This is a genomic window from Vibrio sp. 1288 (assembly GCF_033344475.1).
This window is the reverse complement of the sequence record NZ_JAWPOX010000008.1, coordinates 16541-28338: the sequence shown is the minus strand read 5'-3', so window position 1 is coordinate 28338 and position 11798 is coordinate 16541. Positions and strand designations below refer to the sequence as shown.

At 45.8% G+C, this 11798-nt stretch carries 14 protein-coding genes; 9 read left to right on the top strand and 5 right to left on the bottom strand.

Annotated features, from left to right (window positions below):
- The 6 genes from R8O11_RS07985 to R8O11_RS07960 all read left to right on the top strand — a co-directional run bounded on the left by R8O11_RS07985 (position 1) and on the right by R8O11_RS07960 (position 5482).
- Positions 1 to 1644, top strand: coding sequence for a TolC family protein (locus R8O11_RS07985; RefSeq protein WP_053307950.1), 1644 nt, complete (start codon positions 1 to 3; stop codon positions 1642 to 1644).
- Positions 1644 to 1847 carry a DUF1656 domain-containing protein gene (locus tag R8O11_RS07980; protein WP_005374946.1) on the top strand — a complete coding sequence of 68 codons (204 nt, stop codon included), beginning with the start codon at positions 1644 to 1646 and terminating at the stop codon, positions 1845 to 1847. Before R8O11_RS07985 ends, R8O11_RS07980 begins: the two co-directional genes overlap by 1 nt.
- A 12-nt stretch (positions 1848 to 1859) precedes the next feature.
- Positions 1860 to 2750, top strand: a complete 891-nt coding sequence (locus R8O11_RS07975; protein ID WP_158155511.1) for an HlyD family secretion protein — start codon at positions 1860 to 1862, stop codon at positions 2748 to 2750.
- Between the two features lie 16 nt (positions 2751 to 2766).
- Entirely contained in the window at positions 2767 to 3453 is a 687-nt protein-coding gene (locus R8O11_RS07970; RefSeq protein WP_017634413.1) for a potassium channel family protein, read from the top strand.
- Entirely contained in the window at positions 3446 to 4594 is a 1149-nt protein-coding gene (locus R8O11_RS07965; protein ID WP_005386936.1) for an AI-2E family transporter, read from the top strand. The genes R8O11_RS07970 and R8O11_RS07965 overlap by 8 nt, the downstream gene beginning before the upstream one ends.
- 216 nt (positions 4595 to 4810) lie before the next feature.
- Complete coding sequence (locus R8O11_RS07960) at positions 4811 to 5482, top strand: DUF2057 domain-containing protein (protein ID WP_017634411.1); 672 nt, start codon at positions 4811 to 4813, stop codon at positions 5480 to 5482.
- A gap of 59 nt (positions 5483 to 5541) precedes the next feature.
- Here R8O11_RS07960 and R8O11_RS07955 read toward each other — a convergent pair whose 3' ends face one another.
- On the bottom strand, positions 5542 to 5988 hold the full coding sequence (locus R8O11_RS07955) for an RDD family protein (protein WP_047102393.1): 447 nt from the start codon (positions 5986 to 5988) through the stop codon (positions 5542 to 5544).
- 180 nt (positions 5989 to 6168) lie between these two features.
- Positions 6169 to 6933, bottom strand: a complete 765-nt coding sequence (locus R8O11_RS07950; RefSeq protein ID WP_318194066.1) for a ferredoxin--NADP reductase — start codon at positions 6931 to 6933, stop codon at positions 6169 to 6171.
- A 210-nt stretch (positions 6934 to 7143) separates the two neighbouring features.
- Here R8O11_RS07950 and R8O11_RS07945 point away from each other — a divergent pair, with 210 nt between their 5' ends.
- Complete coding sequence (locus R8O11_RS07945) at positions 7144 to 7596, top strand: acyl-CoA thioesterase (RefSeq protein ID WP_005374933.1); 453 nt, start codon at positions 7144 to 7146, stop codon at positions 7594 to 7596.
- A 168-nt stretch (positions 7597 to 7764) separates the two neighbouring features.
- Here the strand turns inward: R8O11_RS07945 and R8O11_RS07940 are convergent, their stop codons facing one another.
- On the bottom strand, positions 7765 to 7983 hold the full coding sequence (locus tag R8O11_RS07940) for a VF530 family DNA-binding protein (protein ID WP_005374929.1): 219 nt from the start codon (positions 7981 to 7983) through the stop codon (positions 7765 to 7767).
- 132 nt (positions 7984 to 8115) lie between these two features.
- Here R8O11_RS07940 and R8O11_RS07935 point away from each other — a divergent pair, with 132 nt between their 5' ends.
- Entirely contained in the window at positions 8116 to 9039 is a 924-nt protein-coding gene (locus R8O11_RS07935; protein WP_005374928.1) for a LysR family transcriptional regulator, read from the top strand.
- Here R8O11_RS07935 and R8O11_RS07930 read toward each other — a convergent pair.
- Together R8O11_RS07930 and R8O11_RS07925 are read right to left on the bottom strand one after the other, a co-directional pair.
- A complete protein-coding gene (locus R8O11_RS07930) occupies positions 9036 to 9326 on the bottom strand; it encodes a putative quinol monooxygenase (protein WP_005480132.1) in 291 nt (96 codons plus the stop codon). The genes R8O11_RS07935 and R8O11_RS07930 overlap by 4 nt on opposite strands.
- 69 nt (positions 9327 to 9395) lie before the next feature.
- Positions 9396 to 10049 carry an oxygen-insensitive NAD(P)H-dependent nitroreductase NfsB gene (locus tag R8O11_RS07925; RefSeq protein WP_031411911.1) on the bottom strand — a complete coding sequence of 218 codons (654 nt, stop codon included), beginning with the start codon at positions 10047 to 10049 and terminating at the stop codon, positions 9396 to 9398.
- 167 nt (positions 10050 to 10216) lie between these two features.
- Here R8O11_RS07925 and R8O11_RS07920 point away from each other — a divergent pair, with 167 nt between their 5' ends.
- Positions 10217 to 11680 carry a helix-turn-helix domain-containing protein gene (locus R8O11_RS07920; protein ID WP_172677726.1) on the top strand — a complete coding sequence of 488 codons (1464 nt, stop codon included), beginning with the start codon at positions 10217 to 10219 and terminating at the stop codon, positions 11678 to 11680.
- The last annotated feature ends 118 nt before the right edge of the window (positions 11681 to 11798 follow it).

Sequence of the window (11798 nt, the reverse complement as noted above, 5' to 3'; positions counted from 1 at the left end):
ATGATGCTTCCAAAACTAACCAAACCAAGCCTCGCCATACTTTCTTTGCTCGGACTCAGTGCGTGTACCACGGTAGGACCAGATTATGTTCATCCAAAGCAGGCGCCACTGCCAAGTGACTGGTCGGTGCAAAAAGCAGCCAAAGATACGCAGCAATCAGAGCAACAGCTACAACAATGGTGGCAGCAATTTAATGACTCAACTCTTAATCAGCTGGTTGAGTTGGCGAGCAAACAAAACCTCGATTTAGAAGCCGCAGGGCTACGAATTGTCCAAGCACGTTCATTGCTTGGTATTTCGACTGGCTTGCAATACCCACAAGTTCAAACCGTGTCAGGAAACCTAGCGCGTGCCTACGTAAATGATCAGGGCGTGAATAACGCCACTTTGTCGTTTGATGCTGCTTGGGAAATGGATGTTTGGGGCAAGTATGCTCGCGGTATTGAGTCGGCAGAAGCGGGTTACTACGCATCCATCGCATCGTATCACGACATCATGGTCACTATAACCGCCGAAGTGGCGCGCAATTACATCAACTATCGCACATTCCAAGAACGTATTTTGCTGTCTCGCCGCAACATAGAGATTCAAGAGCGTGTCGTACGTATTACTCAGGTGCAGTTCGACTCTGGCAACGTTACAGAATTGGACGTTCAACAAGCTAAAAACCAACTCTACACCACCAAAGCAGCGTTACCGAGCCTCGAAGTGGCAATGAAGCAATCACGTACTGTGTTGGCTTTGCTACTGGGTCTGTTACCAGAAGAAGTAGATCGACTGCTACAGTCGGATGGGATGCACAAGCAAATCGCTGAGTACGAAGCCCAGTTCAAATCGACGGGCAGAAAATCGGCGCTATCGGGCACCGACGAGCGCTCCATTGTGCCACGTCCACCGCTTTTGGATACGCAAGTGGATGCTAACTTAGTGATGCGACGTCCGGATTTGCAAGTCTCTGAGATGCAAGCTCGCGCGCAAAGTGCGCAGATTGGCGTGGCAGAAACCGCTCTGTACCCAAGCTTTTCGTTGTTCGGTTCCATCGGTATCGACAGTACGGTTCCCGATGGCAGCAGTTTCAGTTTTAGCGATTCGCTCACCATGGTGGTTGGCCCAACGTTCAGTTGGAACATTTTCCAATACGGACGCGTGAAAAATAACATTCGTTTCGAAGATGCTCGCTTCCAAGAAACGCTGACGAACTACAACAAAAAGGTACTGCAAGCCGTTAATGAAGTCACCAATGCAATCGAAGCATATGACCTGTATTTGCAGCAAAAAGATTTACGCTTGCAATCGGTCAACTCTTCCATTCGTGCGTTCAACATATCCATGACACAGTACGAAAACGGACAAATTTCATTCGAACGTCTGCTTAACTCGGTAGAAAAAATGACCCGCGCAGAAGACAGCTACGCAACGATCAAAGGTAATGTTGCGAACCAAGTTGTCGCGCTCTACAAAGCCCTCGGTGGAGGCTGGCAAACCCAAACAGGCAAGCCTTTCATCAGTGAATCTATTGCCAAGCAAATGACAGAACGAACTGACTGGGATGGTTATTTAAATGAAGAAAACCGCGTATTGCCGCCTTTGCGACTCGAAACTCCGGCTGAGACCAGTGATGAAAACAAAACGGAGGATCGGTAATGCCTCATGAACTCTCTTGGGGAGACGTTTACTTTTCTCCTACGCTACTCGTGCTCTTTCTCGCCGTCACGGCCACGTGGATAACGGTGATGATATTGAACAAGACACGTTTGTCTCGCTTCATCGCTTTTCCGTCTCTGACGTTTATTGCCATCATGGTCGGTTATGTGGTGGCCATCGACAGCTTTTATATTCAATTTTAGGTGCCAAACAAGATGAAAAAACTATTAGTAATCGCACTCAATCTTGTCATTCTTGGTGGCGCAGCTTGGCTCGGCTATCAAAAGTTTGAGGAATACTTTAATAACCCATGGACACGAGATGGGCAAGTGCGTGCTAACGTCATCAAAGTGGCTCCTCGCGTATCAGGCCCAATTGTAAATGTCGCGGTGCAAGACAACCAAGAAGTAAAAACGGGGGATTTACTGTTTGAAATCGACCCTGCGACTTACCAGGTTGCGTTATCTCAAGCCGAAGTAGCACTGGAGCGCTCCATTGTTAGCTCTCGCGGTAAAAAAATCGAATATGACCGCTTAAAAGACATTCGTGCCAAAGACCGTGGCGCGGTTTCTCACAAGGATCTGATTCGTCGTGAAATCGCTTACGAAGAGTCGCTACTGCAAATCAAATCTGCAGAAGAGCAACTAAAATCAGCACGCCTTAATCTCAGCTTTACCAAAGTTTATGCGACCGTCGATGGTTTTGTATCTAACCTCGATATTAGAAACGGTACGCAAGCGGTCGCAAACCAACCACTGCTCGCACTGATCGACAAAAACAGCTTTTGGGTATTTGGTTTCTTCCGTGAAAACCAACTTGCGCAAATCGAACCTGGCAGCCAAGCGCGTGTCACTTTGATGTCTCACCCAGACACGCCAATTGACGCGACGGTTGACTCGATTGGTTGGGGTATTGCGCCCAAAGACGGCACGGTCGGCTACAACCTTCTTCCAAACGTAAACCCTGTTTTTCAGTGGATTCGCTTAGCACAACGTATTCCGGTGCGAATCTCCCTACAAGAACTTCCTGAAGATGTTGATCTTCGATTCGGGCTTTCTGCGTCCATCATGGTGATGAAAGAGTCATCCGCAGAAAGTAAACAATAACTAAGTGAGAAGAGCCATGGTCATTGGTAAAAACCTCAAAAACATTAATGAAGAAAACAACTTCTTCTATCTAACCTTAGCGCTAGTGATTTTGTTGTTAGGAAGTGCGATGGCACAAGTCGTAGGTGAAGGGACGATTGAACACATACTTCAGGCTTTCACGGTTCTGACGTTTATCGTCTGTTTTGCGAGCCTTCGCTTTGACAAAACCTGGTCTCGTTTCCTCTACAGCCTGTTTGGTGTTTGGGTTCTTGTGATTGTGATCAAGACCGTTTTCGACATCAGAGAGATGAATGTGGTGATGCTTGCCCTTACCTTTGCGTTCTTTTTCGGCACTTTTAAATCCATCGCAAGACAGATTCTTTTCACCGGCCATGTCAACAGCAACAAAGTCATTGGCTCGGTCGCGCTTTTCTTGCTGCTTGGTCTGATGTGGGCGATTGCCTACCTCATTCTGCTTGAGTTTTCGCCTGAAGCCTTTACCGGTATGGAAGCGATTTCTTGGGGGCAGAACTTCTCCAATGCAGCGTATTTCAGTTTCGTTACCTTAACCACGCTCGGTTATGGCGACATTAGTCCTCTAACACCACTGGCTCAAGTCGTGGTGTATTTAGAGGCCATCACAGGTGTTTTTTATATGGCGATTGTTGTTTCAAGTCTCGTCAGTTCTAACATTGATCATCAGGTAAACAAAAATGGATAAACAATCGGTAAAAATCGACAGTAAGCTTTTCATCAGTAATATGGTGGAATCGGCAATACGCATTGGCTTGATCTTTGTCTTGCTGATGTTTACGTACGACATCATCAAACCCTTCATCCTTCCGGTTATTTGGGGCGCTATTATAGCCGTCGCTTTAATGCCGCTTACCCAAAAATTGCAGCGTGTATATGGTGGTCGCAGAGGTCTGGCAGCCACAACCATTGCTTTACTTGGTATTGCCCTCCTTGTCACGCCACTTGTTATGGTATCAGGCTCCATTGTGGATGGTGCAACGCACGCGCTTGAAGTACTACAAAATGGACAAGTGAAAATACCAGGGCCAAAACCTTCCGTAGCGGATTGGCCTATCGTGGGTGATAAGCTCTACGAAGTGTGGACCCTATTCGCTACTAATCTTGAGCAAGCGATTCAAACCTTTATGCCACAAATAAAGGCAGGACTCACATCTTTACTGGGTACACTTGGGGGCGTATTGGGAAGTTTACTGCTTTCAATCTTGTCACTTGCGATTGCAGCAGGTTTCATGACGTACTCTGAATCTGCAGCATCAGGCCTAAGAACCATCGCGATTCGAACCGCTGGTGAAAACGCAAAAAGCTGGACCACGCTTATCGCTGCGACAATTAAAAGCGTACTGCTTGGCGTAGTCGGTGTAGCGGCGATTCAAGCACTGTTGATCGGTGCTGGTTTCTTCGTATTTGGCGTTCCCGCAGCAGGTTTACTCACACTGCTTCTAATGATCTTGTGTATCGCTCAGCTCCCGGCGTTGCTCGCTGTGCTACCTGTGATTGGCTTCATGTACATGACCCAAGACACCTCAACAGCAACCATGTTTACTGTTTGGGTCGTAGTTGCTGCTCTTTCTGAAAACCTGTTCAAACCAATGTTAATGGGACGTGGCGTCGACGTGCCAATGCCTGTGATTCTGCTCGGTGCCATCGGTGGTATGCTTTTCTACGGCATCGTTGGTCTGTTCTTAGGTGCCGTTATCCTAGCAATTTGGTATGAGTTATTTGTTTGGTGGTTGAGCATTGAGAAAGCACAACAGCAAGAAGAAATGGCAGAACAACAAGACGCTTCTGATGACCAATCAGAACCTGGACACGGTGCTGGCATTTAATAAATCAATAAGTTAGAAAGAAATTTAATCCATAACTTATGATATCAAACCGCTGCATTTCAGCGGTTTGATTCTATTTGGATCACAGTTTCGTCGTAATAAATGCGATAAAAATGACGTTCTTGTTAAATTTTCATACTTATTACACTTGGGAGTTGCAATCGGGCAATGAACGATGCACTCTCGATGACCACTAATTTGCTTAGGATAAAAACAATGAAATTGATCAAGCCTTTAACTTGTGCGCTTGCTCTCGCAATGAGTGGCATGGCATTCGCAGATGTAACCGTGAGTGTTCCTGACAACGTTTCAGTATTAGCGGCTAACGGTGAAAAAGCAGATCTTTCGGGTGGTTTTTTCGCCTCTGAAAGAACACTGACGTTACCTGATGGCCTTAACCAAGTCGTATTTCGTTTCGCCCCTTACTTCAACCAAGGTAATGACCGTTTAAGTGTTGAAAGCGATGTTATCGTTACACGATTTGACGCGACCAATGCCGAACTCACTCTACAAATGCCAGAATACCGCAACCTACGTGATGCGGAAGAGAAGATCAAAGACTTAGATTGGAAACTGGTTGATGATTCTGGCAACGCAATCGCGGTTGACCAAGACAAGTTGCTCAAACCGGGTATGCAAATCGGTCGTGATTACGTACGTGAAATCGAAGATTATAACCAAGCTGGCGGTGCAGCAGCCGTGGCTTTTGCTGGCGCAGCAACCATGCAGCCAGTCACGCTTCCTGCAAAGGTTCCTGCGGATATGAAGCAAGTGAGAGCAACTGCGGTTAAAGCGGATTCGACAGCTGAAGAGATGCTGCACTTCTGGTACCAAAAAGCAGACGCAGAAACCAAAGCTCGCTTTAAGAAATATGTTAATCAACAGTAAATCTGGTTAACTTTATCGATATTAAAAAAGCCACTTCACGTGGCTTTTTTGATCAAAAATTAGGAAGCTTGGACAACTTTAGTATTGGCGATCAAGTCATGCAACAATCGTCGCTCCGGATGAAAGAACAACAATGCCAAATTTACCAACGGGATCCCCGGAATGAGCATCTCCAGCAAGTAGCTAATAACAAGCCTTAACCCTGCTGTAACTTTCGTTGCCTTACTATCATTTTTCATTACAACTTTAATACCAATCATGCGCATACCAATGGTTTGCCCATGACTCAATGCATTCCAGTTGATCATTAAAACCGTTGGTAAAGAAAGCAAGTAAAACGCCTGAGTTTCACGAACAAGCGTGAGGTTATCTGCTAAAGAGAGCTGAAAGTCGTTAAGAAAAGAGTTAATACTCAATGCAATTATTAACACGACCACCATCGTAAAGAGCAGGTCGATAAAACCAGCAATGATTCTCTGTTGCTTGCTCGCGATAAAAGCATACATGGACTTCAGTCACCTCAATGTAATTGGTTAAGCGAGAATGACTGAGTGTACAGACGCGCAATGGTGAGCGCAGTTTAGGTATTGCCAACATAATATTCAACTAAGAACATACTAAATCGCGGTCGTATCTCAAAAGTAATCATTACATCTTGAGCATAACCGTATCAATTTAACAAAACGCTACCAGTAACGTTCGTAAATGATATTTCCCCCAGTTTGATGGCGATACTTTTCCAAGCCTAGCTCTTGTAAAACGGGCACGGTATCTTTGATCATTTGTGGATTCCCACACATCATGACAAAGCTACGCTGAGCTGAGAATGGCGCATCAGCGGCGTTGGACAGTAAACCCGATTCGATGAGTTCAGGAATTCGGCCTTGTAATTTACCATCAACCACTTCCCTGCTGACTATCGGTATATACTTTAATCTGCCTTCATATCGTTGCTGAAGCTGTTCAATTAGGTATTTATAAACCAGATCTTTTTCGAAACGAACGGCATGAACCAGAACAATGCGCTCATTGTGAGGCGGTAAGTTTATATCATCCAGCAGCGATAAAAACGGTCCAATCCCCGTACCTGTAGATAGCAGCCACAGGTCATGAGCCTGTTTAGGAATAGAATCATGGATTAAATCGCCATGTGCGGTGGCACCGACATAAATGCTATCACCAGATTTAAGCTTTTGGAGCCGTGGAGAAAGTTGTCCTTGAGGGTCGGCTACTATTAGAAACTCCAACCAATCGAATTGCTCGCTTGGCGCATTAACCACAGAGTAAGCGCGGCTGATCGGCTGACCTTCATCATCAAGCAAAGCAAGCTTGGTGAATTGGCCAGCTTTAAAGGAAAGAGGCGCGCCAGATATTCTCAAACTGAACAGCTCACCTGTCCAATCGATGCGTTTCTCAACTCTTGCGAGGTTGAAACCTTTGAGTTCAATCATGAGACACCTCCTATCTGGTTACTCTTAGTTAAACTTACGCCTTCAACTCAATTATGTAAAGTTTCTAGTTTACATAATCAAACCACTATTTCATTTCACATTTTAAAAACAATTTTATTACATATTAAATGATTACATCTAGAATAAATGCTCAAAGTGATAAGTCGCGTCGCAATTTGTGGCAAAGCAGATGAAAAAGGAGCAATAAAAATGGACACACTGTTAAAGGACTTTCCCGTTATCACAGAGATAAAAGTCGCATGGGGTGAAATGGATGCTCTGCAACACGTTAATAACGTGGTCTATTTTCGCTACTTCGAGACCGCACGTTTAGATTACTTCAACAAAATTAACCTGCTGGTCGACCTGCAGACCTCGCAAATTGGACCAGTACTGAGCGAGACTCAATGCCGCTACAAATTGCCTGTTACTTACCCAGACACGCTATTAGTCGGTTCTCGCGTAATCGACATGCAAGAAGATCGCATCACGATGGAGTACCAAGTGCTGAGTAAGAAGTGGGGTAAAATTGCGACCATCGCGACCGCCACTGGTGTGATGTTTGATTTTAAGAACAACGTTAAAGCTGCGATTCCAGATCACGTTCGCCAGTCGATTTTAGACTTGGAAGGAACCGTGGGTAGTACGCATCATTTGGAGTAGCAATAAACGAGAGATTAAAGGCGAGGTTCCCGACAGCGCTTCTTCATCGCTATCGGGAATGATGCTGAGGTACCATTCCAACTTACGCAATAAGAAAACTAGAGTCATTCTAGCGAGCCATAGCGAGACTAAGAATCTACTTGCCGCTTGCTGCAGACTATAGAGCGGTTAGCAGAATGTCTCGATGTACAGCGCTTCGACTTTGTCTCTTGCCCATTGCGTTTTACGCAAAAACTTCAGAGAAGATTTGATCGACGGATCTTTCTTGAAACAGTTCACACGAACGCGCTCATACATGCCATTCCAACCAAAGTGTTCAACTAGTCGGGTGACGATTTTCTCTAAACTCAACCCGTGAAGTGGGTTATTCGGCTGCTGTTGGCTCATGCTATTGATCCGGTAAAGTGAAGTTGCGCGCTAATCTAACTCAAACTCGCCGTGCAACCTAATGTTTTAACCTTGAATTGGCCTACGACTCTCCCCTATAGTAGCCCAAACTTCTTAAAAGCCCTTTTCATTATGAAAGCCCTCAACGACCTCAATATTTTTGTCGAAACCGCGCGCCAAGGCAGCTTTTCAAAAGCCGCTAACAGTATGGACATGACACCTGCCGCCATTAGCGCATCGATTAAGCGTCTTGAAGGGCAAATCGGTTTCCCGTTGTTTGTGCGTTCCACCCGAAGCCTGCGTTTAACCTCAGAGGGCGAACTGTTTTTAGACAAAACCACGCAAGCGTTGGCAACATTGCAAGAGGGGTTGGATCAGATCTCAAGTGCGCGCGGGGAGTTGTCTGGTCAGCTGCACATTACTGCACCCTCCGATTTTGGTCGCAATATGTTGCTCGATTGGGTGGATGAGTTCATCGATCTCTACCCAAATGTTTCCATCAAACTAGAGCTGTCCGATAGCTTGACGGATATGTACACAAAGCCTGTCGATATTGCGATTCGCTACGGCGAACCGGCCGACTCCAATCTGGTCGTATTGGCATTGTGTGGGTCAAACGAACGGATATTATGTGCATCGCCAGAGTACGTAGCTACACATCCAGAACTCGCCTCTCCTGCCGATTTAACGCAACACAACTGCTTGTGCTACATGGTTGCGGATTCGGTCTACAACAAATGGACGCTCACTCGTGGCAGCGAGAAAGAACAAATCGTGGTCAGCGGTAACTTGTTGAGCAACGATAGTGACTTGCCACACCGGTTAGCGATCAAAGGCAAAGGCATTGCGAATAAATCATTGATGGACATTAGCCGAGACTTAATCGAGGGAAGATTGGTGCGAGTGTTACCAGAATGGGATTGCGGCCCAGTGCCGCTCTACATGGTATGTGCCGATCGTCGATTATTGACGCCAACGATTCGGACTTTCCGCGACTTTATCCAACAAAAATGCTGCCAGCAACGCGCCAACGTGCTGGCAACCTTCTGTCATTAGGCGATAAATCGAAGAGGACGAATCTGGGTATATTCAACCCAATCATTCTCTTCCAATGTTTCAAGAAACGTCGCCATATGCGGGCTTTGCAAATGCTTATCCAAGGCCTCTTGCGACGCCCAGATTTCTTGGAACATAAATAGGCCTTCAACTTTCTCGTCAAGATACAACTCGTATTGGCAACAGCCTTCTTCTTGACGAGTTGGCTCTAGTAAACCAGCAAGCAAATTCACCACCTGATCCTTGCTGTCTGGGTAGGCTTTCACTTCTGCAACTAAGTGGATCATCGTTTTATCACTCTTTTGCGATTTATATATTGATTACAGGGTTCTACGTCACCTGTAAGTAAGCTCGAATTAGATCTCGGTGAATACGGTTTCTGTGTCCCAGCGAGACTTTGGCGTTTTCGCGTTGAAGTCATCTTCCGCGTGGTAGCCCAGCGGCACGATCACAACGCTGGTGTAACCTTTTTCACGCAAGCCAAATTCTTCATCCAGCACTTTGGGATCAAACCCTTCAATTGGCACTGCATCAATTTCTAGCGTCGAAGCTCCCAGCAGCAACGTACCCACGTTGAGGTAAACTTGTTTCTCCATCCAATGGTTCGCATCTTTCAGATCAAAACGGTGCATGTTCACAAAGTAGCTACGACCACCGCGCACAGCCGCTTTCGCTTCTTCAGTTGGGAATCGACCATCTTTTTCTTCTTGCACCATTAGCGCTTCAATGTAGTCGTTATCGATGCCTGTTTTTGCACAAAACACCAATACGTGAGAAGCATTGAGAATCTTCGCCGCGTTAAACGCGTAGTTCTCTTGCGCCGCTTTAGCGATGCGCTGTTTGCCTTCTTCTGTGCTTGCCAGAATGAAATGCCAAGGTTGAGAGTTCACACTCGATGGACTAAAACGAATCAGCTCTTTAACTGCGTCGATTTTTTCTTGAGGTAGCTTGCGCGTTGGGTCAAACACTTTCGTTGAGTAACGAGATTTTGCAGCTTGTACGATATCCATGAGGTTCTCCAATTAATGAACTTAAGCTGTGTAACAGCATAACCTCATGAGATAAAGGGAAAAACCGATTTCGATTAAAAACATTTTCAAAATAAATTTGAAAATAAAACGATAAGAAAGGCTTTGAGCGTTCTCACTGAACTTCTTCATCTTTTTAGCAATAATGCATGTTTGCTCGCAACCAAACTCAACTCATGCTGCCTCAAGATAACGTTATTACATCCTTTCTGTGCAAAAAGCTCGGTCACAATCACCTTCGAATTGCCGGCGAATATTGGCACATTGAGAAGTTGGTTGCCTTGCAATGCATGATGTTGAAAGAAGCGCCTAACCTCCAAGAAGGGCTGCTTTGGTGGAGTAAAAGTGTTTCATTATTCGACCGCCGTTTGTACGTCACATTGCAACATGGTGATGCCCAAATCCATCTGCAAGTCGAATGCAGAACGGCCGATATGCCAAATTGGGCGGAGTCGGTGTTTGGCTTGCTCAAAATGCAATTGGAAATGCTTGAGCTAAGCGAATCAATACAGGTACAAATTCAAGCCAGCAATCCACTCGCGGCCGATATTTTTCTAAGGGAAACGCGAGATTCTAAAACGAGTTCAAGCGTGTTTGACCTGGTGAAACATGTTTATTTGCTGCTTTCTCACCAGCCAATTGAGCAACCAGAATTACTGAGTGTTTTGAACGCCTTGTTCATCAAAAACAGCAATTACGCGCTCAAGTTAGAGCAAGCGGCAAGGCAACTGGGCGTCTCCAAACGCACCTTGCAACGTCGACTGCAAGAGAAGCAAATGAGCTACTCTCAATGCGTTGATTTCGCGAAAAGAAAGCAAGCACTCACTTTGCTTGCCGACACCCAACTCACAACGCAGCAAATCGCCTATCAACTTGGTTACGAAGAACCATCGAACTTTCACCGCACTTTTCGTCGTTGGTATCCGTTTTCACCCATGCAGTATCGCCAACAATGTTTGGATAACCGAACTCAGCTAAATCAGCAACCGATCCGCTTGTACTACGCCAAAGCCAATACCTTCGACGATAACCACATCGACCAACCTGTCGGCAAAATCTGGATGGAAGTGGACAATATTGCGTTTGAAAAAGTGGTCTCGGTAGAATGCCGTGACCGTGATGGCGCATGGCGGCGCTACCCCGCCTTCTTCGAGCGTTTTTTAAGTCATGGCACCGAACTCTGGGCAACGACCGAACTTCCGGTGGCGCATCCCCTTACCTTTCGCCTGTGTTACGAAGTCGATGGGGAGCGTTACATTGAGAATAACCACCAGCGTGATTATGTAGTTTCTAAGGGGCTTTTAATTGGCGCAACGGAATATATTGTCCCGACTCGGCAACTTATTAACATTGGGGCGCAATATACGCTCTTTATCGAACTGGCATGCCGACTTGAAAACGTTGCGAGGATTGACTGTTACGCCGATGATGACCCCACACCTCACGCAATGCGCTTAACCAAACACTCGCTACATTATGCTTGTTGGGTGCTGCAATTATCGCTCACTCAAACTACAAAGCAGTGCCGTTTCCGCCTTTATGATGAATCCGGCAACGAGCTCGCGAAAGAGCATTACCCGATACAATATCCTATTGTGCAACCGCTCAATTAAAACTGTCGGTCAGATCAAAATCGTCTCTTCGTGACATCATTTCACGTCTTTTTTGGCGTGAAATGACACTCTCAATTTCAAACCTTTGATTTATCGTTTCCGCATTGCTGCACAACGG

What these genes read in the sequence shown, in the direction of transcription:
- R8O11_RS07985 (WP_053307950.1), top strand. Translation starts at nt 1, where the DNA reads ATGATGCTTCCAAAACTAACCAAACCAAGCCTCGCCATACTTTCTTTG.
- R8O11_RS07980 (WP_005374946.1), top strand. Translation starts at nt 1,644, where the DNA reads ATGCCTCATGAACTCTCTTGGGGAGACGTTTACTTTTCTCCTACGCTA.
- R8O11_RS07975 (WP_158155511.1), top strand. Translation starts at nt 1,860, where the DNA reads ATGAAAAAACTATTAGTAATCGCACTCAATCTTGTCATTCTTGGTGGC.
- R8O11_RS07970 (WP_017634413.1), top strand. Translation starts at nt 2,767, where the DNA reads ATGGTCATTGGTAAAAACCTCAAAAACATTAATGAAGAAAACAACTTC.
- R8O11_RS07965 (WP_005386936.1), top strand. Translation starts at nt 3,446, where the DNA reads ATGGATAAACAATCGGTAAAAATCGACAGTAAGCTTTTCATCAGTAAT.
- R8O11_RS07960 (WP_017634411.1), top strand. Translation starts at nt 4,811, where the DNA reads ATGAAATTGATCAAGCCTTTAACTTGTGCGCTTGCTCTCGCAATGAGT.
- R8O11_RS07955 (WP_047102393.1), bottom strand. Translation starts at nt 5,988, where the DNA reads ATGTATGCTTTTATCGCGAGCAAGCAACAGAGAATCATTGCTGGTTTT.
- R8O11_RS07950 (WP_318194066.1), bottom strand. Translation starts at nt 6,933, where the DNA reads ATGATTGAACTCAAAGGTTTCAACCTCGCAAGAGTTGAGAAACGCATC.
- R8O11_RS07945 (WP_005374933.1), top strand. Translation starts at nt 7,144, where the DNA reads ATGGACACACTGTTAAAGGACTTTCCCGTTATCACAGAGATAAAAGTC.
- R8O11_RS07940 (WP_005374929.1), bottom strand. Translation starts at nt 7,983, where the DNA reads ATGAGCCAACAGCAGCCGAATAACCCACTTCACGGGTTGAGTTTAGAG.
- R8O11_RS07935 (WP_005374928.1), top strand. Translation starts at nt 8,116, where the DNA reads ATGAAAGCCCTCAACGACCTCAATATTTTTGTCGAAACCGCGCGCCAA.
- R8O11_RS07930 (WP_005480132.1), bottom strand. Translation starts at nt 9,326, where the DNA reads ATGATCCACTTAGTTGCAGAAGTGAAAGCCTACCCAGACAGCAAGGAT.
- R8O11_RS07925 (WP_031411911.1), bottom strand. Translation starts at nt 10,049, where the DNA reads ATGGATATCGTACAAGCTGCAAAATCTCGTTACTCAACGAAAGTGTTT.
- R8O11_RS07920 (WP_172677726.1), top strand. Translation starts at nt 10,217, where the DNA reads ATGTTTGCTCGCAACCAAACTCAACTCATGCTGCCTCAAGATAACGTT.